13 protein-coding genes are annotated in these 16822 nt (G+C 51.7%); 8 read left to right on the top strand and 5 right to left on the bottom strand.

Annotated elements, in window-relative coordinates; genetic code table 11:
• Positions 1–321 precede the first annotated feature (321 nt).
• The 4 genes from ACJJJA_RS20490 to ACJJJA_RS20475 all read left to right on the top strand — a co-directional run bounded on the left by ACJJJA_RS20490 (position 322) and on the right by ACJJJA_RS20475 (position 5194).
• On the top strand, positions 322–588 hold the full coding sequence (locus ACJJJA_RS20490) for a Fic family protein (protein WP_444905268.1): 267 nt from the start codon (positions 322–324) through the stop codon (positions 586–588).
• Positions 589–1271: 683 nt separating this feature from the next.
• Positions 1272–3521 carry a DNA topoisomerase IV subunit A gene (gene parC / locus ACJJJA_RS20485; RefSeq protein ID WP_444903232.1) on the top strand — a complete coding sequence of 750 codons (2250 nt, stop codon included), beginning with the start codon at positions 1272–1274 and terminating at the stop codon, positions 3519–3521.
• A 136-nt stretch (positions 3522–3657) separates the two neighbouring features.
• Positions 3658–4122: a MarR family winged helix-turn-helix transcriptional regulator gene (locus ACJJJA_RS20480; protein ID WP_444903231.1), complete on the top strand. Its 465-nt coding sequence runs from the start codon at positions 3658–3660 to the stop codon at positions 4120–4122.
• Complete coding sequence (locus ACJJJA_RS20475; RefSeq protein ID WP_444889313.1) at positions 4115–5194, top strand: HlyD family secretion protein; 1080 nt, start codon at positions 4115–4117, stop codon at positions 5192–5194. The genes ACJJJA_RS20480 and ACJJJA_RS20475 overlap by 8 nt, the downstream gene beginning before the upstream one ends.
• Positions 5195–5310: 116 nt before the next feature.
• Here the strand turns inward: ACJJJA_RS20475 and ACJJJA_RS20470 are convergent, their stop codons facing one another.
• From ACJJJA_RS20470 to ACJJJA_RS20460, 3 genes are all read right to left on the bottom strand, one after another.
• A complete protein-coding gene (locus tag ACJJJA_RS20470; protein WP_444882859.1) occupies positions 5311–5733 on the bottom strand; it encodes a DUF2147 domain-containing protein in 423 nt (140 codons plus the stop codon).
• Positions 5734–5894: 161 nt separating this feature from the next.
• Entirely contained in the window at positions 5895–7361 is a 1467-nt protein-coding gene (locus ACJJJA_RS20465; protein WP_444903230.1) for a protein adenylyltransferase SelO, read from the bottom strand.
• 73 nt (positions 7362–7434) lie between these two features.
• Positions 7435–8907 (bottom strand): Ppx/GppA phosphatase family protein, encoded by a 1473-nt coding sequence (locus ACJJJA_RS20460; protein ID WP_252083415.1) that lies wholly within the window; start codon positions 8905–8907, stop codon positions 7435–7437.
• Between the two features lie 251 nt (positions 8908–9158).
• Here ACJJJA_RS20460 and ppk1 point away from each other — a divergent pair, with 251 nt between their 5' ends.
• On the top strand, positions 9159–11225 hold the full coding sequence (gene ppk1, locus ACJJJA_RS20455; RefSeq protein WP_444905267.1) for a polyphosphate kinase 1: 2067 nt from the start codon (positions 9159–9161) through the stop codon (positions 11223–11225).
• Positions 11226–11290: 65 nt separating this feature from the next.
• Here the strand turns inward: ppk1 and ACJJJA_RS20450 are convergent, their stop codons facing one another.
• Entirely contained in the window at positions 11291–11791 is a 501-nt protein-coding gene (locus ACJJJA_RS20450) for a hypothetical protein (protein ID WP_252083413.1), read from the bottom strand.
• Between the two features lie 56 nt (positions 11792–11847).
• Positions 11848–13602 carry a bifunctional isocitrate dehydrogenase kinase/phosphatase gene (gene aceK, locus ACJJJA_RS20445; RefSeq protein WP_252083412.1) on the bottom strand — a complete coding sequence of 585 codons (1755 nt, stop codon included), beginning with the start codon at positions 13600–13602 and terminating at the stop codon, positions 11848–11850.
• Positions 13603–13768: 166 nt separating this feature from the next.
• Here aceK and ACJJJA_RS20440 point away from each other — a divergent pair, with 166 nt between their 5' ends.
• The 3 genes from ACJJJA_RS20440 (at position 13769) to ACJJJA_RS20430 (ending at position 16821) form a co-directional block, all read left to right on the top strand.
• Entirely contained in the window at positions 13769–14377 is a 609-nt protein-coding gene (locus ACJJJA_RS20440; protein ID WP_252083411.1) for a MarC family protein, read from the top strand.
• Between the two features lie 526 nt (positions 14378–14903).
• The gene (locus ACJJJA_RS20435; protein WP_444903229.1) at positions 14904–15863 is read left to right on the top strand and encodes a sulfotransferase family 2 domain-containing protein; all 960 of its coding nucleotides are present in this window, start codon (positions 14904–14906) and stop codon (positions 15861–15863) included.
• 139 nt (positions 15864–16002) lie between these two features.
• On the top strand, positions 16003–16821 hold the full coding sequence (locus tag ACJJJA_RS20430; protein ID WP_444903228.1) for a sulfite exporter TauE/SafE family protein: 819 nt from the start codon (positions 16003–16005) through the stop codon (positions 16819–16821).
• Position 16822: the final 1 nt, after the last annotated feature.

Below are 16822 nucleotides of genomic sequence, written 5' to 3'. Positions count from 1 at the left end.
TTCTTAGCATGACCCGTACCTGCTACCCAACTCAGAATGCTTTAAGAACTTGTTAGGATTCCCCGATACGACATCTCTTGATGAGGTAGAGTGGGTGATCACTCAACGCAAATTGGCGGATCTTATAGCCTCCCCCGTACTCCTGCCTTTGATCTTGTACATCTATGTGAGATCCATTGACGCTTATTTCGGCATGTGTACCCATTCGCGGGGAAAACAAGAAAAGTAAAGACTAGTAAAGGTAATAAGCTTTTTCTCCCTTACAGCTCGATTGAGAAAGAGAGCAACAAGTGCTTCCAACAGCTGGCCTCTGAAGGATAACTGCAGGGCCTTGATCCAAGAGCATTTGGACAGAGAGCGGGTTTCTATTCAGGTTGGATCAATAAGATCCATGCTTTTCGTAAGGGCAATGGACGTTTGCAGCGGGTATTTGTAGATCAGTTGGCCAGTCAGAACGGTTACTTTGTGGAGTGGTCCGCGATAAGTGGGCAAGCCATGGCTGATGCTAGTCGGGCGGCAAGGTCGGTAGACCCTGAAGCTAAAGAGCTTTCTAGGCTGATCGGGCTGAATGTTGTTAGGAAAGTTTAGTAGTGAAGACGAGTGGCTCGTTGAAAAGCAAGCTTGGCGGTTCTAGCAGGCTCTTCAAATAGTCCAACATGATGAAGGGGTTCATTGCTCTACACATCTTACCCTTTTAATCAAGTTCGCCGGGCGTTTACTTTGCTTTTAGGGAGTTCTAAGCAAAAGCCTCATTTTTTAGAGCTGCCTACGGTATATATGTAATCAAGAGTTGAGTGAAAAGTAGGTAATCAGGATTGTTTTGCCAAGTATGAAGTTTTTTTGAAGATCTTGATGCCGTTTACTCGGCATATAAAAGATAGTAGTTATTGCTTTAAAACAAAAAAATTAACTTTGTAAAAAATTCATAATAAGCGATTTATGGATGGTTAAAAGGCTTTAGGCTTGTAAGTAGAAGCTTTTGCCAGAGATGAAAGTGTTACAGAGCTAATAAGCTTGATCTACTTCTCATAAGTTTTGCTGTGGACAGGTAACCAGGTTCAGGCTTGGATCTGGCAAACTCAGCAGATGCAAGTTGTAGCAGTCTTTAGTCGGGTAGCCGGGTGAAATAATTTTTGCTTTTCAAGCTTACTGATGTCGAGGTTCTTCCCAATCTAGAGATATTGGCCTAGCAATAGTAACTTAACCCCCTTTGAACCTCCCGCCCCAGTCCGCCATAATCCGCTCCTTCCGAATCGAATAACGAGTGCTGTATGACCGACACCTCTGTCTATGAGGCCACAGAGCGCCTGCCGTTAAAGGAGTACACCGAGAAGGCGTACCTGGATTACTCCATGTATGTGATCCTGGATCGCGCCCTGCCGAATATTGGTGACGGCCTGAAACCGGTGCAGCGGCGTATTGTCTACGCCATGAGCGAGCTGGGCCTGAAGAATACCGCCAAGTATAAGAAGTCCGCGCGCACGGTTGGCGATGTGATCGGTAAGTACCATCCCCACGGCGATAGCGCCGTGTATGAGGCGATGGTATTGATGGCACAGCCGTTCAGCTACCGTTACCCGCTGATTGATGGCCAGGGCAACTGGGGCTCGCCGGATGATCCCAAGTCTTTCGCCGCGATGCGTTACACCGAGTCGCGCATGGGCAAATATTCGGAAGTGCTGCTGTCGGAACTGGGCCAGGGCACGGTGGATTGGCAGCCAAACTTTGATGGCACCATGGATGAGCCCTGTGTGTTGCCGGCGCGGGTGCCGAATATCCTGTTAAATGGTACCACCGGTATTGCCGTGGGTATGGCCACCGATATTCCACCGCACAATTTGCGCGAAGTGGTCAACGCGACGGTGGCACTGCTGGAGAACCCCAAGTCCACAGTGGAAGAGCTGTGTGAGCATATTCTCGGTCCGGATATGCCCACCGAGGCGGAGATTATTACCCCGCGCGAAGACATTCGTAAGATTTACACCAGTGGTCGCGGCTCTATCAAAATGCGCGCCCTGTGGAGTAAGGAAGATGGCGATATTGTGATTACCGCGCTACCCCACCAGGTGAGTGGTGCCAAGGTGCTGGAGCAGATCGCTCAGCAGATGCAGGCGAAGAAGCTGCCGATGGTGAGCGACCTGCGCGATGAGTCGGATCACGAAAATCCCACCCGCCTGGTGATTGTGCCCAAGTCCAACCGGGTGGAGATGGAGTCGGTGATGAATCACCTGTTCGCTACCACCGACCTGGAGCGCAACTACCGGGTCAATATGAATATGATCGGTATCGATGGCCGCCCGCAGGTGAAGTCCCTCGATAAGATCCTGCGCGAGTGGTTAACCTTCCGCGCCACTACCACGCGCCGCCGCTTGCAGTTCCGCCTGGACAAAGTAGAGAAGCGCCTGCACCTGTTGGCCGGCTTGTTGGTAGCCTTCCTCAATATCGATGAAGTGATCGAGATTATCCGTACCAGCGACGAGCCCAAGCAGGAGCTGATGGATCGCTTCGAGCTGACGGATATCCAGGCGGATTACATCCTCGATACCAAGCTGCGCCAGTTGGCGCGCCTGGAAGAGATGAAAATCCGCGGTGAGCAGGCAGAGCTGGAGAAAGAGCGCGATACCCTGACTAAGACCCTGGACAGCGAGCGCCGCCTCAAAACCTTGATCAAGAAGGAATTACTGGCTGCGGCTAAGGAGTTCGGCGATGAACGCCGTTCGCCCATTGTGGCCCGTGAGGAAGCCAAGGCATTTAGCGAATCGGAGCTGCTGTCTTCCGACCCCATCACCGTGGTGGTTTCTGAGAAAGGCTGGATTCGTGCCGCTAAAGGTCATGAGATTGATCCGGCGGCACTGAGTTATAAGGCCGGTGACAATCTCGGTTTTGCCGCGCGCGGCAAGAGTAACCAGCCGGCGCTGTTGCTCGATAGCACCGGGCGCAGTTATTCCATCGCCTCCCATACCTTGCCATCAGCGCGGGGCCAGGGCGAGCCATTGAGTGGCCGTATCAACCCACCTTCCGGTGCCACCTTTGAGGGGCTGCTCATGGGGCCGGACGACCAGCGGGTTCTGTTGGCCTCCGATGCGGGCTATGGCTTTATCGCCAAGCTCGCCGACCTGCAGTCGCGCAACAAGTCGGGCAAGGCCATGCTGACCCTGCCCAAAGGTGCCCAGGTTTTGCCGCCACAGTTGTTAGACAGTCCAGAAGAAGCGCTGCTGGCGGCGGTAACCTCGGAGGGACGCATGCTGGTATTCCCTGTCACAGAGCTGCCGGAATTATCGAAAGGCAAGGGCAATAAGATTATCAATATCACTGCCGCGCGGGCTGCCAGCCGCGAGGAAGTGGTGGTGGGAATCGCCGTGTTGGAGGGTAAAAACCAGCTGGTCGTGCATGCCGGTAAGCGCCATACCAAGATCAAGATCTCGGAGATGGAGCACTACCGCGGTGAGCGCGGCCGACGGGGTAACAAGCTGCCACGGGGCTTTCAGAAGGTCGATAGCATTGAGGTGCTGGAAAAATAAGCCTTTACTGATGTGGCACGGTAAAAGCGGTCATTGCGACCGCTTTTTTATTGTCAGTTTTTAGTATTGATAAGCCGCGCATTGATGAAATAATAAGCAGGCTTATAATGAGCGCCCTCAAAAAAGGGGTGAGACTATGTCAGGGATGGGCGGGTCCGGAAAAGACAGCGCAACCGAGATGAGCTTTGCGCTGCACAGCGCGGCACGCCTGCTGCGGCGTAACTTTGACCGCCGCGCACGGGATCACGGCCTCAGCGATGCCCGCTGGCAGGTGCTCTGGCATCTCACGCGAGAGCAGGGACTGAAGCAAACTGCACTGGCGGGACGCCTGGAGATGGCACCGATCAGCCTGGCGCGCCTGCTCGACAAGTTGCAGGGCGAAGGGCTGGTGGAGCGACGGCCCGATCCACAGGATCGGCGCTGTTTTAGGATTTATCCGACCGACCGGGCACAGCCGGCCATGGCGCTGCTGGGAGACCTGGCGGAGGAGACCCGCAGTCATGCCCTGGATGGCTTTACTGCGGCGGAAATAGGACAACTGCAGACGCTGCTCGGGCGGCTGCGCAAGAATCTGATAGGCGAAGAGATTGAATGTGACTGACAAGCTGCACCTGAAGCTAAAGCCGAGTGCGATGCGCAAGCTGGGGGCCGCCCTGGGATTGGCGTTTGTCGCCCTGGCGGCCGGCTGGAGCCTGTATGGCGGCGGCGATATCGTCGAGACGCAAAACGCCTATGTAAAGGCGGATAAGGTTTCCCTGGCACCAGAAGTACATGGTGTGGTGACCAAGGTGTTGGTCAGTGCCAATGAGCCGGTTTTTAAGGGCCAGTTGTTGATTCAAATTGACCGCACGGCTTATGAGCTGGCGGTGACCGAAGCTGAGGCGCGCCTGGCTCAGGTGCGCAATGATCTGCTGGCGCGCCGCGCCGAATATGCCGAGGCGGATGCCGCCCTGCAGCAGGCACGCAAAGATGCAGACTTCTACCGGCGCCAACTGGAGCGCAATGAAAAACTGGGCAAGGTGGCCTTCTCTGAAGCGGAGCTGGATAGCGCCCGCCAGCAGCTGGAGCGGGCCCGCGCACAGATCACCATCAATGCGGAGAAGCTCTCCAGCCTGCGTGCCGAGCTGGGTGGCGACCCCAGTGTAGCCCTGGAAGAGCAGGCCGACCTCAAGGTGGCCCAGGCGCAGTTGGACAAGGCCAATTATCAACTGTCGCGTACCCGCATTATTGCGCCTATGGATGGCGTGATCGCCAATACCCTGCCACAAGTCGGAGAGATGGCCACCGTCGGCGAGAGCCTTCTGTATATGGTGGGCACCAGCGGCCTGTGGGTAGAGGCCAACCTTAAAGAAACCGAACTGGCCAGGGTGCGCACGGGCCAGCAGGCGGAGGTGACCCTCGATGCCTACCCGGACTTTGAATGGCAGGCCCAGGTGGATAGCATGAGTCCGGCCAGTGGCAGTGAGTTTTCACCTACTCCGCCGCAGAATGCCAGCGGTGAATGGCACAAGGTAGTACAGCGGGTACCGGTGCGTTTGCGCCTCTACCCCCTCAAGGATGCGCCGCCGCTCCGTGCGGGTATGAGCGCTAAAGTGCGTATCGATACCAGTGAGGATGCCAAGGTAGTATCCGCACGCGCCTCTACCGATGAGAGTGGCAGGGTGGTTCTCTAGAAGCACTTCAGTGGCTGGGATTTGTGCTGTGCGTTGGAGCGGTCGGTTTGGCTGTTAGAATCTGGCTAACCAGTGGCAACCGGCCAAAAAAAGGCCCGCAATGCGGGCCCTATAATTTACTCTTCGACTCTGTGCCAGGTCTGGGTGCGGTAGAGAAAACCGAGGTACCCACGCACTTTCAGGGTGTTGTCGTTTTCCAGCCAGAGCTTGCAGTCGTACACCTTGCCTTTCACCGGGTCCATAATTTCCCCGCCTTCGTATTTCTTGCCTTTCTGCACCATATTGGTGATCACGTCCATTCCTACCAGAGGCTTGCCCTTTAGGTCACCAGGGCAGTTCTCGCAAATGGTGTCATTGGGCTTCAGCAACAGCTGAACGATCTTGCCGAAGTACTTACCGTCCTTTTCATAAATTTCCACGATGGATCTGGGCTTGCCGGATTCGTCATCAATAGTGCGCCACTTGCCTACAACATCTGCGGCATTGGCCTGCAGGGCGAACAACAGGCCGAATGTGGCCAGGAGCAGGTTTCTGATCATCTGTAGGTTTTCCTCTATTCAGTGGGTGACCCAGATCTTACAGCAAGTCACTTGCAGCGACACCGCATAAGTCATCATCGGGTAAAAAAATAACCGCATACAGACAACATTTGACCGCAAATACCGGCAATTTGTTCGCAAGTTGTACCAATTTGGCCCTATTAAGAGCTACAGCTCAACGGGATACGCTTGCCGGATTCTGGGGGAGCGCTGGCCCAGACTTCGTGCTGAGGATGTTCGTCGAATGGGCTCTGCAGTAGCTGGCGCAGGGTATGCAAGGGTTGGTAATCACCGGTTTCGGCGGCTTCGATAACCTTCTGCGCCAAGTAGTTGCGCAATAGGTATTTGGGGTTTGTCGCCAGCATCGCTCGGTTGCGGACGCAGGAATCACTGTACTCACGCGCCAGGCGTCGATCGTAGTGCCCCAGCCACTGCTCAAGGACGCTGTGCTGAGCCTCGGCGAGACATTCCTGAAGTCCTTGGGCGGGACGCTCTCCGCGGTAGTGGGATAGGGCGCGGAAGAAGAGGGTGTAGTCTGCCTCCCCCTGTTGTAACAACTGCAATAGATCTGAGCAGAGAGCCTGATCGCCCTCCTCCTCGGTGGTGAGCCCCAATTTGGCGCGCATCCTCGCAGCAAAGGCATCGGTCACCTGGGGTTGGAACTGCTCCAGGCAGTCTCGCAGTGCCTCCACACTGACGAAGCCGGAGAGAGCGTGGGCTAGAGCATTCAGGTTCCAAAGTACCACACCGGGCTGCTGCTCGAAGGCGTAGCGGCCGGTATGGTCCGAATGGTTGCAGATAAAGGTGGGGTCGTAGTCATCGAGAAAGGCATAGGGGCCGTAGTCGAAGGTGTCTCCAATAATCGACATATTGTCGGTATTCAATACGCCGTGGGCGAAACCCACTGCCTGCCAGCCCGCTACCAGTTCGGCACTGCGTCTGGTGGTAAAGCGCAGCATGGCCTCGGCCTGTTCACCGATACTGAGTTCTTGGGAGTCGGGGAGAAAACGCCGGCAGATCTCGCCGATAAGCTGTTGTTGGGCCTGCAGCTGCTTGGTGTAAAACAGGTATTCGAAGTGACCGAAGCGTACATGGCTTTCGGCTACGCGGATCAACATGGCGCCCTTTTCAATTTGCTCGCGGGTTACCGGTTCGTCACTACCGACGATACTCAACGCGCGGGTAGAGCGGATGCCCAGGCCACTTAGGGCCTCGCCGGCGAGATATTCGCGAATGGTGGAGCGCATCACTGCGCGGCCGTCGCCAAAGCGGGAATAGGGGGTTTGGCCGGCGCCTTTCAGGTGTAATTCCCAGCTTTTGCCCTGGTGTTCAACTTCCCCGAGCAGCAGGGCGCGGCCGTCGCCCAGATCCGGGTTGTAGACGCCGAATTGATGGCCTGTGTACTTCATGGCAAAGGGTCGGCTGCCGTGAAACAATTTGGCACCACACCCCAGTTGGGCCCAGTCGGGATTACTCGCCTCAGCGGCATTGATACCCAGCAGCTGCAGCACAGCGGGATTGATATCGATAAGCTGTGGATGCTTGAAGGGAGTGGGGTTGATGCGGCGGCCAAAGGCATCACCCATATCGGCGTAGCGGTGGCTGAGGGTAACTTCGCTGAGTTTCATAGATTTTGGGTTTGGGCTAAAAATAAATGTTGCCAGGCATGTTACCGGCATTAATCACTATTCGCAGGGACGCTTATACCGCAAGTAGGCGTAGAGGGCGTGTCTGTGATTGCCAGTGCTGCTCCTCCTGGTAAAGCAATTCCTCTATCGCCGGGCTGCTATCCAGCCATTCACGCTCAATTTGCAAGCGATAGGCATCTCCCTGGTCTGCCAAGTTGATTCCCCGCAAAGTGCGCTCTGTGCGGTCGCGGTGAATAATACTGGCAAGGCGCAGACACAGGAGTAAATCTGGGCTCGGGTGAAAACCGTAGTGCTCTTTTGGTGCTTTGATTGGACCGCGCTGGTTGCGCACTAGGTAGGCCAGGTGCTCCTGTTCGCCGTTGGAGAATCCAGCCATATCCGCATGCTTGATCATATAGGCACCGAGCTTGCGAAAGCTGCTGTGGGTGAGTGCCAGCCCCACTTCGTGTAGCTGGATGGCCCAGCGCAGTCGTTGCCTTCCCTCCAGCGGGTATTCGGGGCGCAATTGCTGCAATAGTTTGAGGGCGGTGTCGTTCACTCGGCGCACTTGGTTCTGGTCAATCTGCCAGTGCTGTACCACAGCGTCTACAGTACTGGCACGGCGATCGCCACCGTGCAGCCGCCCCGCCAGGTCATGCACTATGCCCTCGCGGATGGCATAGGGCGAAACCTCCATGCGCTGGATATCCAATTCACAGAAGATGGCGTGCAGGATTGCCAGGCCGGCGGCGAATACCGGGTGCCGCTCCTCGTCGAGATCGGGCAGCTCCAGTTCGGCGATATGCTCCACCTTGGCAACTTCTTTGGCGAGACGGTCGATATCCTCGTGCACGATATCCGCCACCTCTCCTCCATTCAGTACTCGTGAAACCGCCTTCACGCTGCCAGAGCAGCCGATAACTTCCGCTTCGGCGGCAATGTGTTGTAACCCTTGCAACTCGGCGCGGGCGGCGCGCTGTGCGCGCTTAAAGTGGTTGACGGTATTTTCACTGATCAGGCCATCGGCAAAAAAGCGCCTACTGTAGGAAACGCAACCCATTTCCAGACTTTGTAACTGTTGGGGGGATTCGCTGCCGCGCACCAGTTCGGTGGAGCCACCGCCGATGTCGATAATGCAGCGAAGCCGTGGTGGGCCGTCGGCGGCGGCCATTACGCCACTGTAAATCAGGCGTGCCTCCTCAATACCGCTAATAATTTCCACGGGCACGCCGAGAATGGATTCGGCCTCTTCGAGAAAACCATCGGCATTAGCCGCGGCGGCGCGCAGGGTATTGGTACCGACGACGCGAATATGATCGACCGGTAGTTTTTGTAGTACAGGTTGAAAGCGAGTGAGCGCGGTCAGGGCTCGCTCCGATACCACGGGGTTTAGGTGGCGGTGGGCGTCCAGCCCCTCTGCCAGTCTCACCATGGCGCGGTCGGTATGCAGGCGTACCATGCGTTGATCGCGAAATTCCGCTAACAACAGGTGGAAGCTGTTGGAGCCGAGGTCGAGCGCAACGTAGCGCTCACTTGGTGATTGCATCGACATCCTTAGGCCCGTGTTAGTTAAGACGGCAAGCTACTCTACTATTAACTGTATAACCTTGTGCTCATATTGATTATTTCAATCTGGCGGGGTCTTCCCCCTGGTCGTGACGAAAATGCGCGTAAATCTTCCTTTCGCGAAAATAGCTCGTCATAGGTTGATGCCTGTGCCCCTATAAGTTGTTCGATATGTACTTCCCCTGAATTGGCATCGAATTCTTGAGGCAGGGAAATTCACTCCGGTTGAATATGTTTTACAAACCTTCAATACCTAACGATATCCCTCTATACCCAAAAGAGTTGAGCTGGTTGTCCTTCAATGAGCGAGTGCTACAGGAGGTTGAAGACGAAACTGTACCCATTATTGACCGGGTGCGTTTCCTGGGAATTTTCTCTAACAATCTCGATGAATTTTTCCGTGTACGTGTAGCAGATGTGCGCCGTCTTGCCGCGTTCGCAGGGGCTGAACAGGAGAAAAGACATTTTGCCAAACTACTCGGGCAAATTAATGAGCGTGTACTACGCCTGCAACGACGTTATGCACGAGCTTACGCTAAAGCACTGGCAGATCTCGATAAACACAATATCCATGTAGTTAGGGAAACCACGCTAACTGAGCACCAACGCACCTTTGTCGAAGAATATTTCCATCGGGAAGTGTTGCCAGAGCTGGAGCCTTTTTTTATTGATGATCTTGATACTATGCCGCTGCTTAATGAGGCGAGTATCTATTTTGCCATTTTTCTGCGCCTAAAAGATGGTATCCAGCGTTATGCGGCAATGGAAATTCCCACTAATACTTTATCGCGTTTTGTTGTGATTCCACCCCGTGAGAGGAAGCGTGAAAAAGTATATATCGTTCTCGACAATATTATACGGGCCTGCTTGGTGGAGGTGTTTCGCCAGGTTTTGCCGATTCGCTCAGCCAAAGCGTATATGTTTAAGATTAGTCGTGATGCTGAGCTTGAATTGGGTGAACAGATAACCCAAAACCTCGTGGACCGTATGGAGAAATCTCTCAAGAGGCGTAAGCGTGCCGATCCGGTGCGCCTTGCTTACGATGCAGAAATGCCTGAAGTGCTCCTAAATATGGTGAAGAAAAAATTAAAAATGGGGCGCTATGATACTTATACGCCCGGTGGGCGCTACCACAACTCCAAAGATCTGATGAAGTTCCCCGCAGATTCTGGGAGTTATATCTATAAGCCACTATTACCGCTGCCAACGTTACCTGGTAAGGGGGGCGCCTTTGCACATATTCGCAGTGCCGATCGACTTTATTATTACCCTTATCATGATTTTCGCGTAATCACCAATTTACTCGCATCTGCAGCAATTGATCCACAGGTGCGAGAAATTCGGATCAATCTCTACCGGGTTGCAAAGAATTCACGGGTGGTGGCTGCTTTGATCAATGCAGTGCGAAATAATAAAAAAGTTATTGCCGTTGTTGAGTTGCGCGCGCGATTCGATGAGTTGGCAAACATTCACTGGTCGAAGGAGCTTTCCGATGCGGGGGTAGAGGTTATTTATGGTGTTCCAGGATTGAAAGTTCACTGTAAATTGATTTCTATTCTTCGTCGAGAAGAGGGTAAGGATAAGCTTTACAGTCATTTGGGAACAGGAAATTTTAATGAGAGTACTGCGCGAATTTACTGTGATTTTAGTTTGTTAACTAATAATCAGGAGTTGGGCCAGGATGTCTACAATGTTTTTGAATTTATTCGACGTACTCGACGTCGCCCGGTATTTCAGCATATCGCAGTTTCACCTCTGACAAACCGTGCAGCGCTTTTGGGGGCAATAGATCGAGAAATTGAGGCGGCAGAAAGGGGCGATAGAGCTGAGTTGTTTTTTAAGTGTAATAACCTGGTGGACAGCCAGGTAGTGGAGCGGCTTTATAGTGCAAGTGCCGCAGGAGTAAAAGTAAGAATCATTGTACGAAGTATGTGCACCTTAGTGTGTGAGACAGCGGGTCTTTCTGACAATATTCAAGTTGTCAGTTTGGTAGATAAGTTTCTGGAGCATGCGCGTGTTTATATATTTTATAACGGTGGAGAGGAGATAATGTGGCTCTCTTCAGCAGATCTTATGACTCGTAATTTAGATCACCGGGTGGAAGTGACTTTTCCAATTATGAATACTGATCACCGTGAGACGATTCGAAAAATTTTGGAGCTGCAATGGAGTGATAATCAAAAAGCTCGGATTGTGGATGCGAGACAGAGTAATACTAAAATTGCCAACTCTGGCAAAAAAAACTGTCGTTCCCAGGATGCTATATACCGCTATTTGAAGAAGCAGTCTGACGCTTGAACTTAGTTGGTTTCGACAAGAACTGGTTTGCAAGCTTTAAAAGCACTCACAGTAATTTGGCTCACTTAGTCCCGGCTGAACCCCACCAACTTTCCTCGACTGAATGAAAAGCGATAGCGTTGTCCGATTTGCAGCCATTCATAGCAAGTCGACTGGATAATCATACGTGGAAACTGTGGGGTAACTACCCAGGTCTGGAAATCATTGCCAGGTCCTCGCCCGATCAGCCAATAGTAATCCCCTCTTTTGCAAAAGGCGCTGGGTGCGCAGGGTTCGCTACCCCAAACATAGGCCAGTACATCGTATTGCATTGGCACACTGGCCTTTTCCTGAAAAGGCTGGGGTTCACTGCCGGTGAAGGTGTAGAGGTTGTCGAATGGAATTGGGCGAAATCCCTGTGCTGGCGTTGCGCAGCTGACTACTTGGGGTTTTCCAGTGATACGGGCGTGAGGAGGCGGCGCCTTTTCCTTGCCGGGAATGGTCATTTCACTGGGCAGATAACCGCAGCCACTGGCCGTTAATAGAGCCAGGGCCGCTAGAGTTGCGGCCCATGCAAGTATGCGCACTGATCACCTATTCGAATTGTGGGGGCCTCCTACCAATATAGCCATAGATTGAGTGCTTATTTGTTGCGGGCGATGGCCGGAGCACGGCGATGGAAGCGCCACTTACGCCGGTAGGGGAAGGCGCTCTCCACATGCCCGGCGCGGATACGATCTTGCAGGCGTCTCCAGTATCGATAATCGTAGAGGTCGCTGTGCAACCTCTCAAAAGCTGAGCGCGCGGTGGGATTACCGGAGAAGAACAGGCGGAATTCCTCGGGGAAGACGTCCGCTTCATCCACGGTGTACCAAGGTTTGTCTGCCAGTTCCTGCTCAGGTGTTTGCGCTTCGGGAATCTTGCGGAAATTGCACTCCGTCAGCGGGCACAGCTCGTCGTAATCGTAGAAGACCACACGGCCGTGGCGGGTCACACCAAAGTTCTTAAGAAGCATATCGCCGGGGAAGATATTGGCTGCCGCCAGTTGCTTGATGGCATTGCCATATTCCTCCATCGCTTCTCGAGTTTCCTCTTCGTTGGAGGTTTGCAAATAGAGGTTGAGAGGTTCCATGCGCCGTTCTACATAGAGGTGCCGGATAATTACCCACTTCTCATTAATGACTAGCTTGGAGGGCGCTACCTCCTGTAGCTCACGCAGTAGTTCCTCACTAAAGCGATTGCGATAGAAGATGAAATTGGTGTATTCCTGAGTATCGGCCATACGCCCAACGCGGTCTGAGCGGGATACAAATTTATATTTTTCCCGCACAATTTCTTCGGTGACGGTTTTGGGGCGATCGAAGCGATCCTTAATGACTTTGAACACCACTGGATAGGAGGGCAGGGTAAATACGCTCATTACCATGCCTTTGATACCGGGTGCTATCACAAACTGATCGTTGCTCACCTTCATATGAGCAAGGATATGGCGGTAGAACTCGGTCTTGCCGTGCTTGTGGAAACCGATGGAGTTGTACAGCTCCGACTTTTCCTTGAGCGGCATAATAGTGGAGAGAAAGCGTACGAACCGCGAGGGAATGGGCGCATCCACCATAAAATAGGAACGGGTGAAGCTGAAGATAATACTAGCGGAATCATTGCTGTGCAGCAGGGTATCCACAAAAATACCACCACGGCCGTTATTCAAGCAGGGCAGAATAATAGGTACCACTTCGCCATTAAAAATCATGCGACCCACTAAATAGGCGGCCTTGTTGCGGTAGAACACAGACTCCAGCATATCTACACGCAGCTGTTTTTCATTCTCCAGCTTGGCCAGCGGCGCCTCGCGTAAAAGCGCACAGATATTTTCGATATCCCGCTGCATATTTTCCCAAGGGGCGGAAAAGCTGAAGTCTTTGAGGATGTCCTCGATCATATATTCGAGTCCATCACGCCCGCTATAGCTGATATAAATGCTGTAATCCCGCAGCGGTTTGTCGTCTGGTGCGCGAGAGGGTTTGACGAAAATATTTTTGTCGTGAATATCCGCGTGTCGGAATTGGCTGCAAAAGACCGAATTGAAGAAAGTTTCGGCAATCTCGTAGTTGCTGTGATTGGCGATTAGTTGTGCGTAGGTGGCGCGGGCATCCCGCCACAATTCCAGTTGGCTGGTATCTTTACTGGTAACTGAGTGCACCAGTTTGAGCACCTGGTTGACCTTGGTTTTGTACAGGTCGATGCGTTCCTTGTTGGCCTCATGTGCGGCCTGCCAGGAAGCGGTCTCAAAGCGCGCCTTGGCGCCCAGAGTGATGTTCTGATAGTCTGCGAAATACGCATCAAAACCATTCAGGATGGTCTTCGCGATGCGGCGGGCGGTCGGTGAGTGATTGGTCATGCACTAGACTTGGTTTTTGAGTTTCAGGTTAAGCATCTGCCTGGGGAGCATTTGGGGTGGCTGACGGGGTTAACCCGCGCCTTACCAGATTCCACCGCCCCGGCGCTTGCCGATCTCCCCGCGGCAGGGAATAAGCGGATAGTAGCACGGCACGCCGGAGTACCAGTTGAACGATTGGATAAGTAGTTTTGTCTTTTTCTTTGCGGTGATCGATCCGGTGGGCACTCTGCCGGTATTTATTGCGGTCACTTCCCGTCACGCCGAATGGCAAAAACGCAAAATCGCCTGGCTGGCCGTATTGGTAGCCGCTGGCATCTTGCTGTTCTTTTTATTGGTCGGTCAATTCCTGTTGGAGGCAATCGGTGTACCGCTGTCAGCTTTTCAGGTGGCGGGTGGCGTAGTGTTGTTCCTGTTTGCCCTCACCATGATATTTGGCGATAGTAAACCTGAGCAGGAGATGGAGATTGTCCGCGAGGGCCATGAGACTGCGATATTCCCGCTGGCGGTGCCCTCAATAGCTTCGCCGGGCGCCATGCTGGCGGCAGTGGTACTTACCGATAATCATCGCTTTGATATGATGCATCAACTCAACACTGCCACGGCGATGCTGGCAGTATTGGGGATTGTGATTGCACTGTTACTAACCGCAAATTGGATCTATCGGTTTATAGGGGATGCTGGCGCCAGTATCGTCAGCCGGGTGATGGGGCTGATACTCGCCTCGGTAGCCACCACCAATGTACTGCTGGGTATACAGCAGTTCTTCTCGATCTAAGCTGCCCAGTCAGAATGAACAGGCACCCCGAACGTCAGTTGGGGTGTCTGCACAAGTTTTCTCGTCGACTCGTTTCGATTATTCCGTGTTTCGATTCCCCCATGAAGGATGCGTTTTACTCAATAACGAGATGCTACTGATTACTGTGTTGTACTGTGGTGAAGCATGCTTTCTCTGTGGCTTTATTGTGCCAGTACAGCCAAAATACACCTGAGCAATATTCTATGACTTATTGTTTTGTTGTCTAAATATCATTAACTAATGGCCAAAAGAAGACTGTAGTCACAGTTACGCCCTTTGTTTGTTAGGCAATAGTCAGATGGTTGTTCACATCACTAAACCTAACTATGATTAAGTGATGCATAATGATAAGTAATTGTTTTACAAGAAATGAATTGGCTAAGAGATAAGATATTCAAAAGACAACCCTTTATCATTTACTTGATGTGTTCCCTTGCTCTTTTCTTGTTACTGTTTAGGAGTTTTGGAGACATGTTGTGTTTCATTGTAAGGACCTTTTACGGCAGTGAATCCTCTCTTATTTGTTCATGTTCCTAAAACAGCGGGAACAAGTTTTCGGTTCGGCGCATCAGCTTATTTTGGTGATGGCAGTATTTGTCTTGATTATGGACCGGAGTCAATGGAGACCAGCGATGTTGTAAAAAAATGGATGGGGGAAATCCCAGATCCATGGTCCTTTTTCCAGGAGATGAAATACGAAAATAGAAAAATGCTCTCGGGTCATTTTAATGCAATACGTTATGTCCCGGTATTTGGTCTGGAAAATACAGTGACGATATTGAGAGATCCAATACAGAGAGTGGTATCAGAGTATAAACACTTTTCTCGTCACAATAGATATAAAGGTGCCTTCAGGTCCTTTTACAGTAAGCCATCATTTACTAATCGACAGCTAAAAATTTTTAGGGGCTTATCTTGGCCTGCTCTTGGGTTTGTCGGTTTGACAGAGAGATATGATGAGTCTCTACAGTTGCTTAATAAAAAATTTGGTTTGGAAATCCCGTATCTGGCAGAGAATCTAGGGCGTGAAAAGCTTGAGGAAAAATATGATATTCCCCAAGATGAGTTGGAAGAGTTGCGTATTCTGAATGCAGGTGAAATTACTCTGTATAAAAAAGCGGTGTCACAGTTTGAATGGAGGGTTTTACTTTCCCGGCGAGGGGAGAGGTTTGTGGCGGGTTCTATTTTTAGTCAATCCAATAAACGTATTAGAGGTTGCGCTATTCCCGAACAAAATAATGAGGCGGTTGTGCTTCGTGTGAAAGTTGATGGGGCCTATAAGGGCGAAGTTCTAGCGAATGAATATCGTGCTGATCTACGCGCAAATGGTGCAGGCCGAGGTGGTTTCGTCGGTTTTTCTATAGACATCTCTGGCTTTGCAAAGGGGACAACTCTAGAGTGTGAGGTGGCTGAGACGGGACAACCGCTAGTAAATTCTCCCTGGGTAATTCGGGGTGAAGACTAAGTGTACTGGAGCAAGTGACTTTTCTTCGTTATTCCTACTGATCTTTCTATGGTCTATATTGACTGACTCTCCGGGCTATCAATCGCCAGCAAACTTATTGCCTACCTAGTAGAGGCATTATTGAGCTGCGGATAAGAGCATGATACTAATCCCAGTTTTACTAATCTTTGGGGCCCTCTCCTGGTATATCTGCACCCTCGCTGCCGGTGGTGGGGCCATGCTGATGATACCGCTGGTCGGCCTCTTGATAGGGCCACATTTGGTGGCCCCTACGATTACGATTGGTAGTGTTATTGCTGCACCTTCCCGCGTGTTGTTGTTTTGGCCATATATTAATTGGAGCGTTATTCGCTGGATGCTACCCGGTAGTATTCTGGGGGCGATGGTTGGTGCCTATATTTATAGTCAAATGCACCCAATATGGCTTCAGCTCTTTGTGGGCATCTTCTTGATGTCCACTTTGGTTCAATATCGGCTCGGTAGAAAACAATCTTCTTTTCCAATGCGTTTACCCTACTTTTTCTTACTTGGTGTAGTAGTCGCATTTCTTTCTGGGGTTATTGGTGCTATTGGTCCGGTGCAGAATCCCTTCTTTATCAATTACGGTGTTGATAAGGAAAATTTGATTGCAACCAAGGCGTTGAACACCATGGTCTTACAGGCCACCAAAATAATGACCTATCTTAGCTTTGGTGCTATCACCATGGATTTGGCAAGTTATGGCGTTGCTATTGGTATTGGAGGGATTATTGGAGTTTACCTTGCTAAGCATCGCATCTTGCGTATGAGTACACAGCGCTTTCATTACTATATGCTCGCTCTAATGTTCATTTGTGGAGTGTTTCTCGCATTACGATCTTTGACACAAATTGTTCAGTTAAGACCCGATATTTTTTCTGATATCACCTTACTCAGTTATGTACTAGTCGCAAAACGAGCCTATACCGATAAGCATTGAG

Source organism: Microbulbifer mixtoriginis (SeqCode) (genome assembly GCF_052466865.1).
Note: the sequence above shows the minus strand (reverse complement) of the source record. Positions and strands in the feature narration are given on the sequence as shown.

Coding starts and splice junctions, on each gene's coding strand:
- ACJJJA_RS20460 (WP_252083415.1), bottom strand. CDS start 8,907: ATGCAATCACCAAGTGAGCGCTACGTTGCGCTCGACCTCGGCTCCAAC.
- ppk1 (WP_444905267.1), top strand. CDS start 9,159: ATGTTTTACAAACCTTCAATACCTAACGATATCCCTCTATACCCAAAA.
- ACJJJA_RS20465 (WP_444903230.1), bottom strand. CDS start 7,361: ATGAAACTCAGCGAAGTTACCCTCAGCCACCGCTACGCCGATATGGGT.
- ACJJJA_RS20480 (WP_444903231.1), top strand. CDS start 3,658: ATGTCAGGGATGGGCGGGTCCGGAAAAGACAGCGCAACCGAGATGAGC.
- parC (WP_444903232.1), top strand. CDS start 1,272: ATGACCGACACCTCTGTCTATGAGGCCACAGAGCGCCTGCCGTTAAAG.
- ACJJJA_RS20430 (WP_444903228.1), top strand. CDS start 16,003: ATGATACTAATCCCAGTTTTACTAATCTTTGGGGCCCTCTCCTGGTAT.
- aceK (WP_252083412.1), bottom strand. CDS start 13,602: ATGACCAATCACTCACCGACCGCCCGCCGCATCGCGAAGACCATCCTG.
- ACJJJA_RS20470 (WP_444882859.1), bottom strand. CDS start 5,733: ATGATCAGAAACCTGCTCCTGGCCACATTCGGCCTGTTGTTCGCCCTG.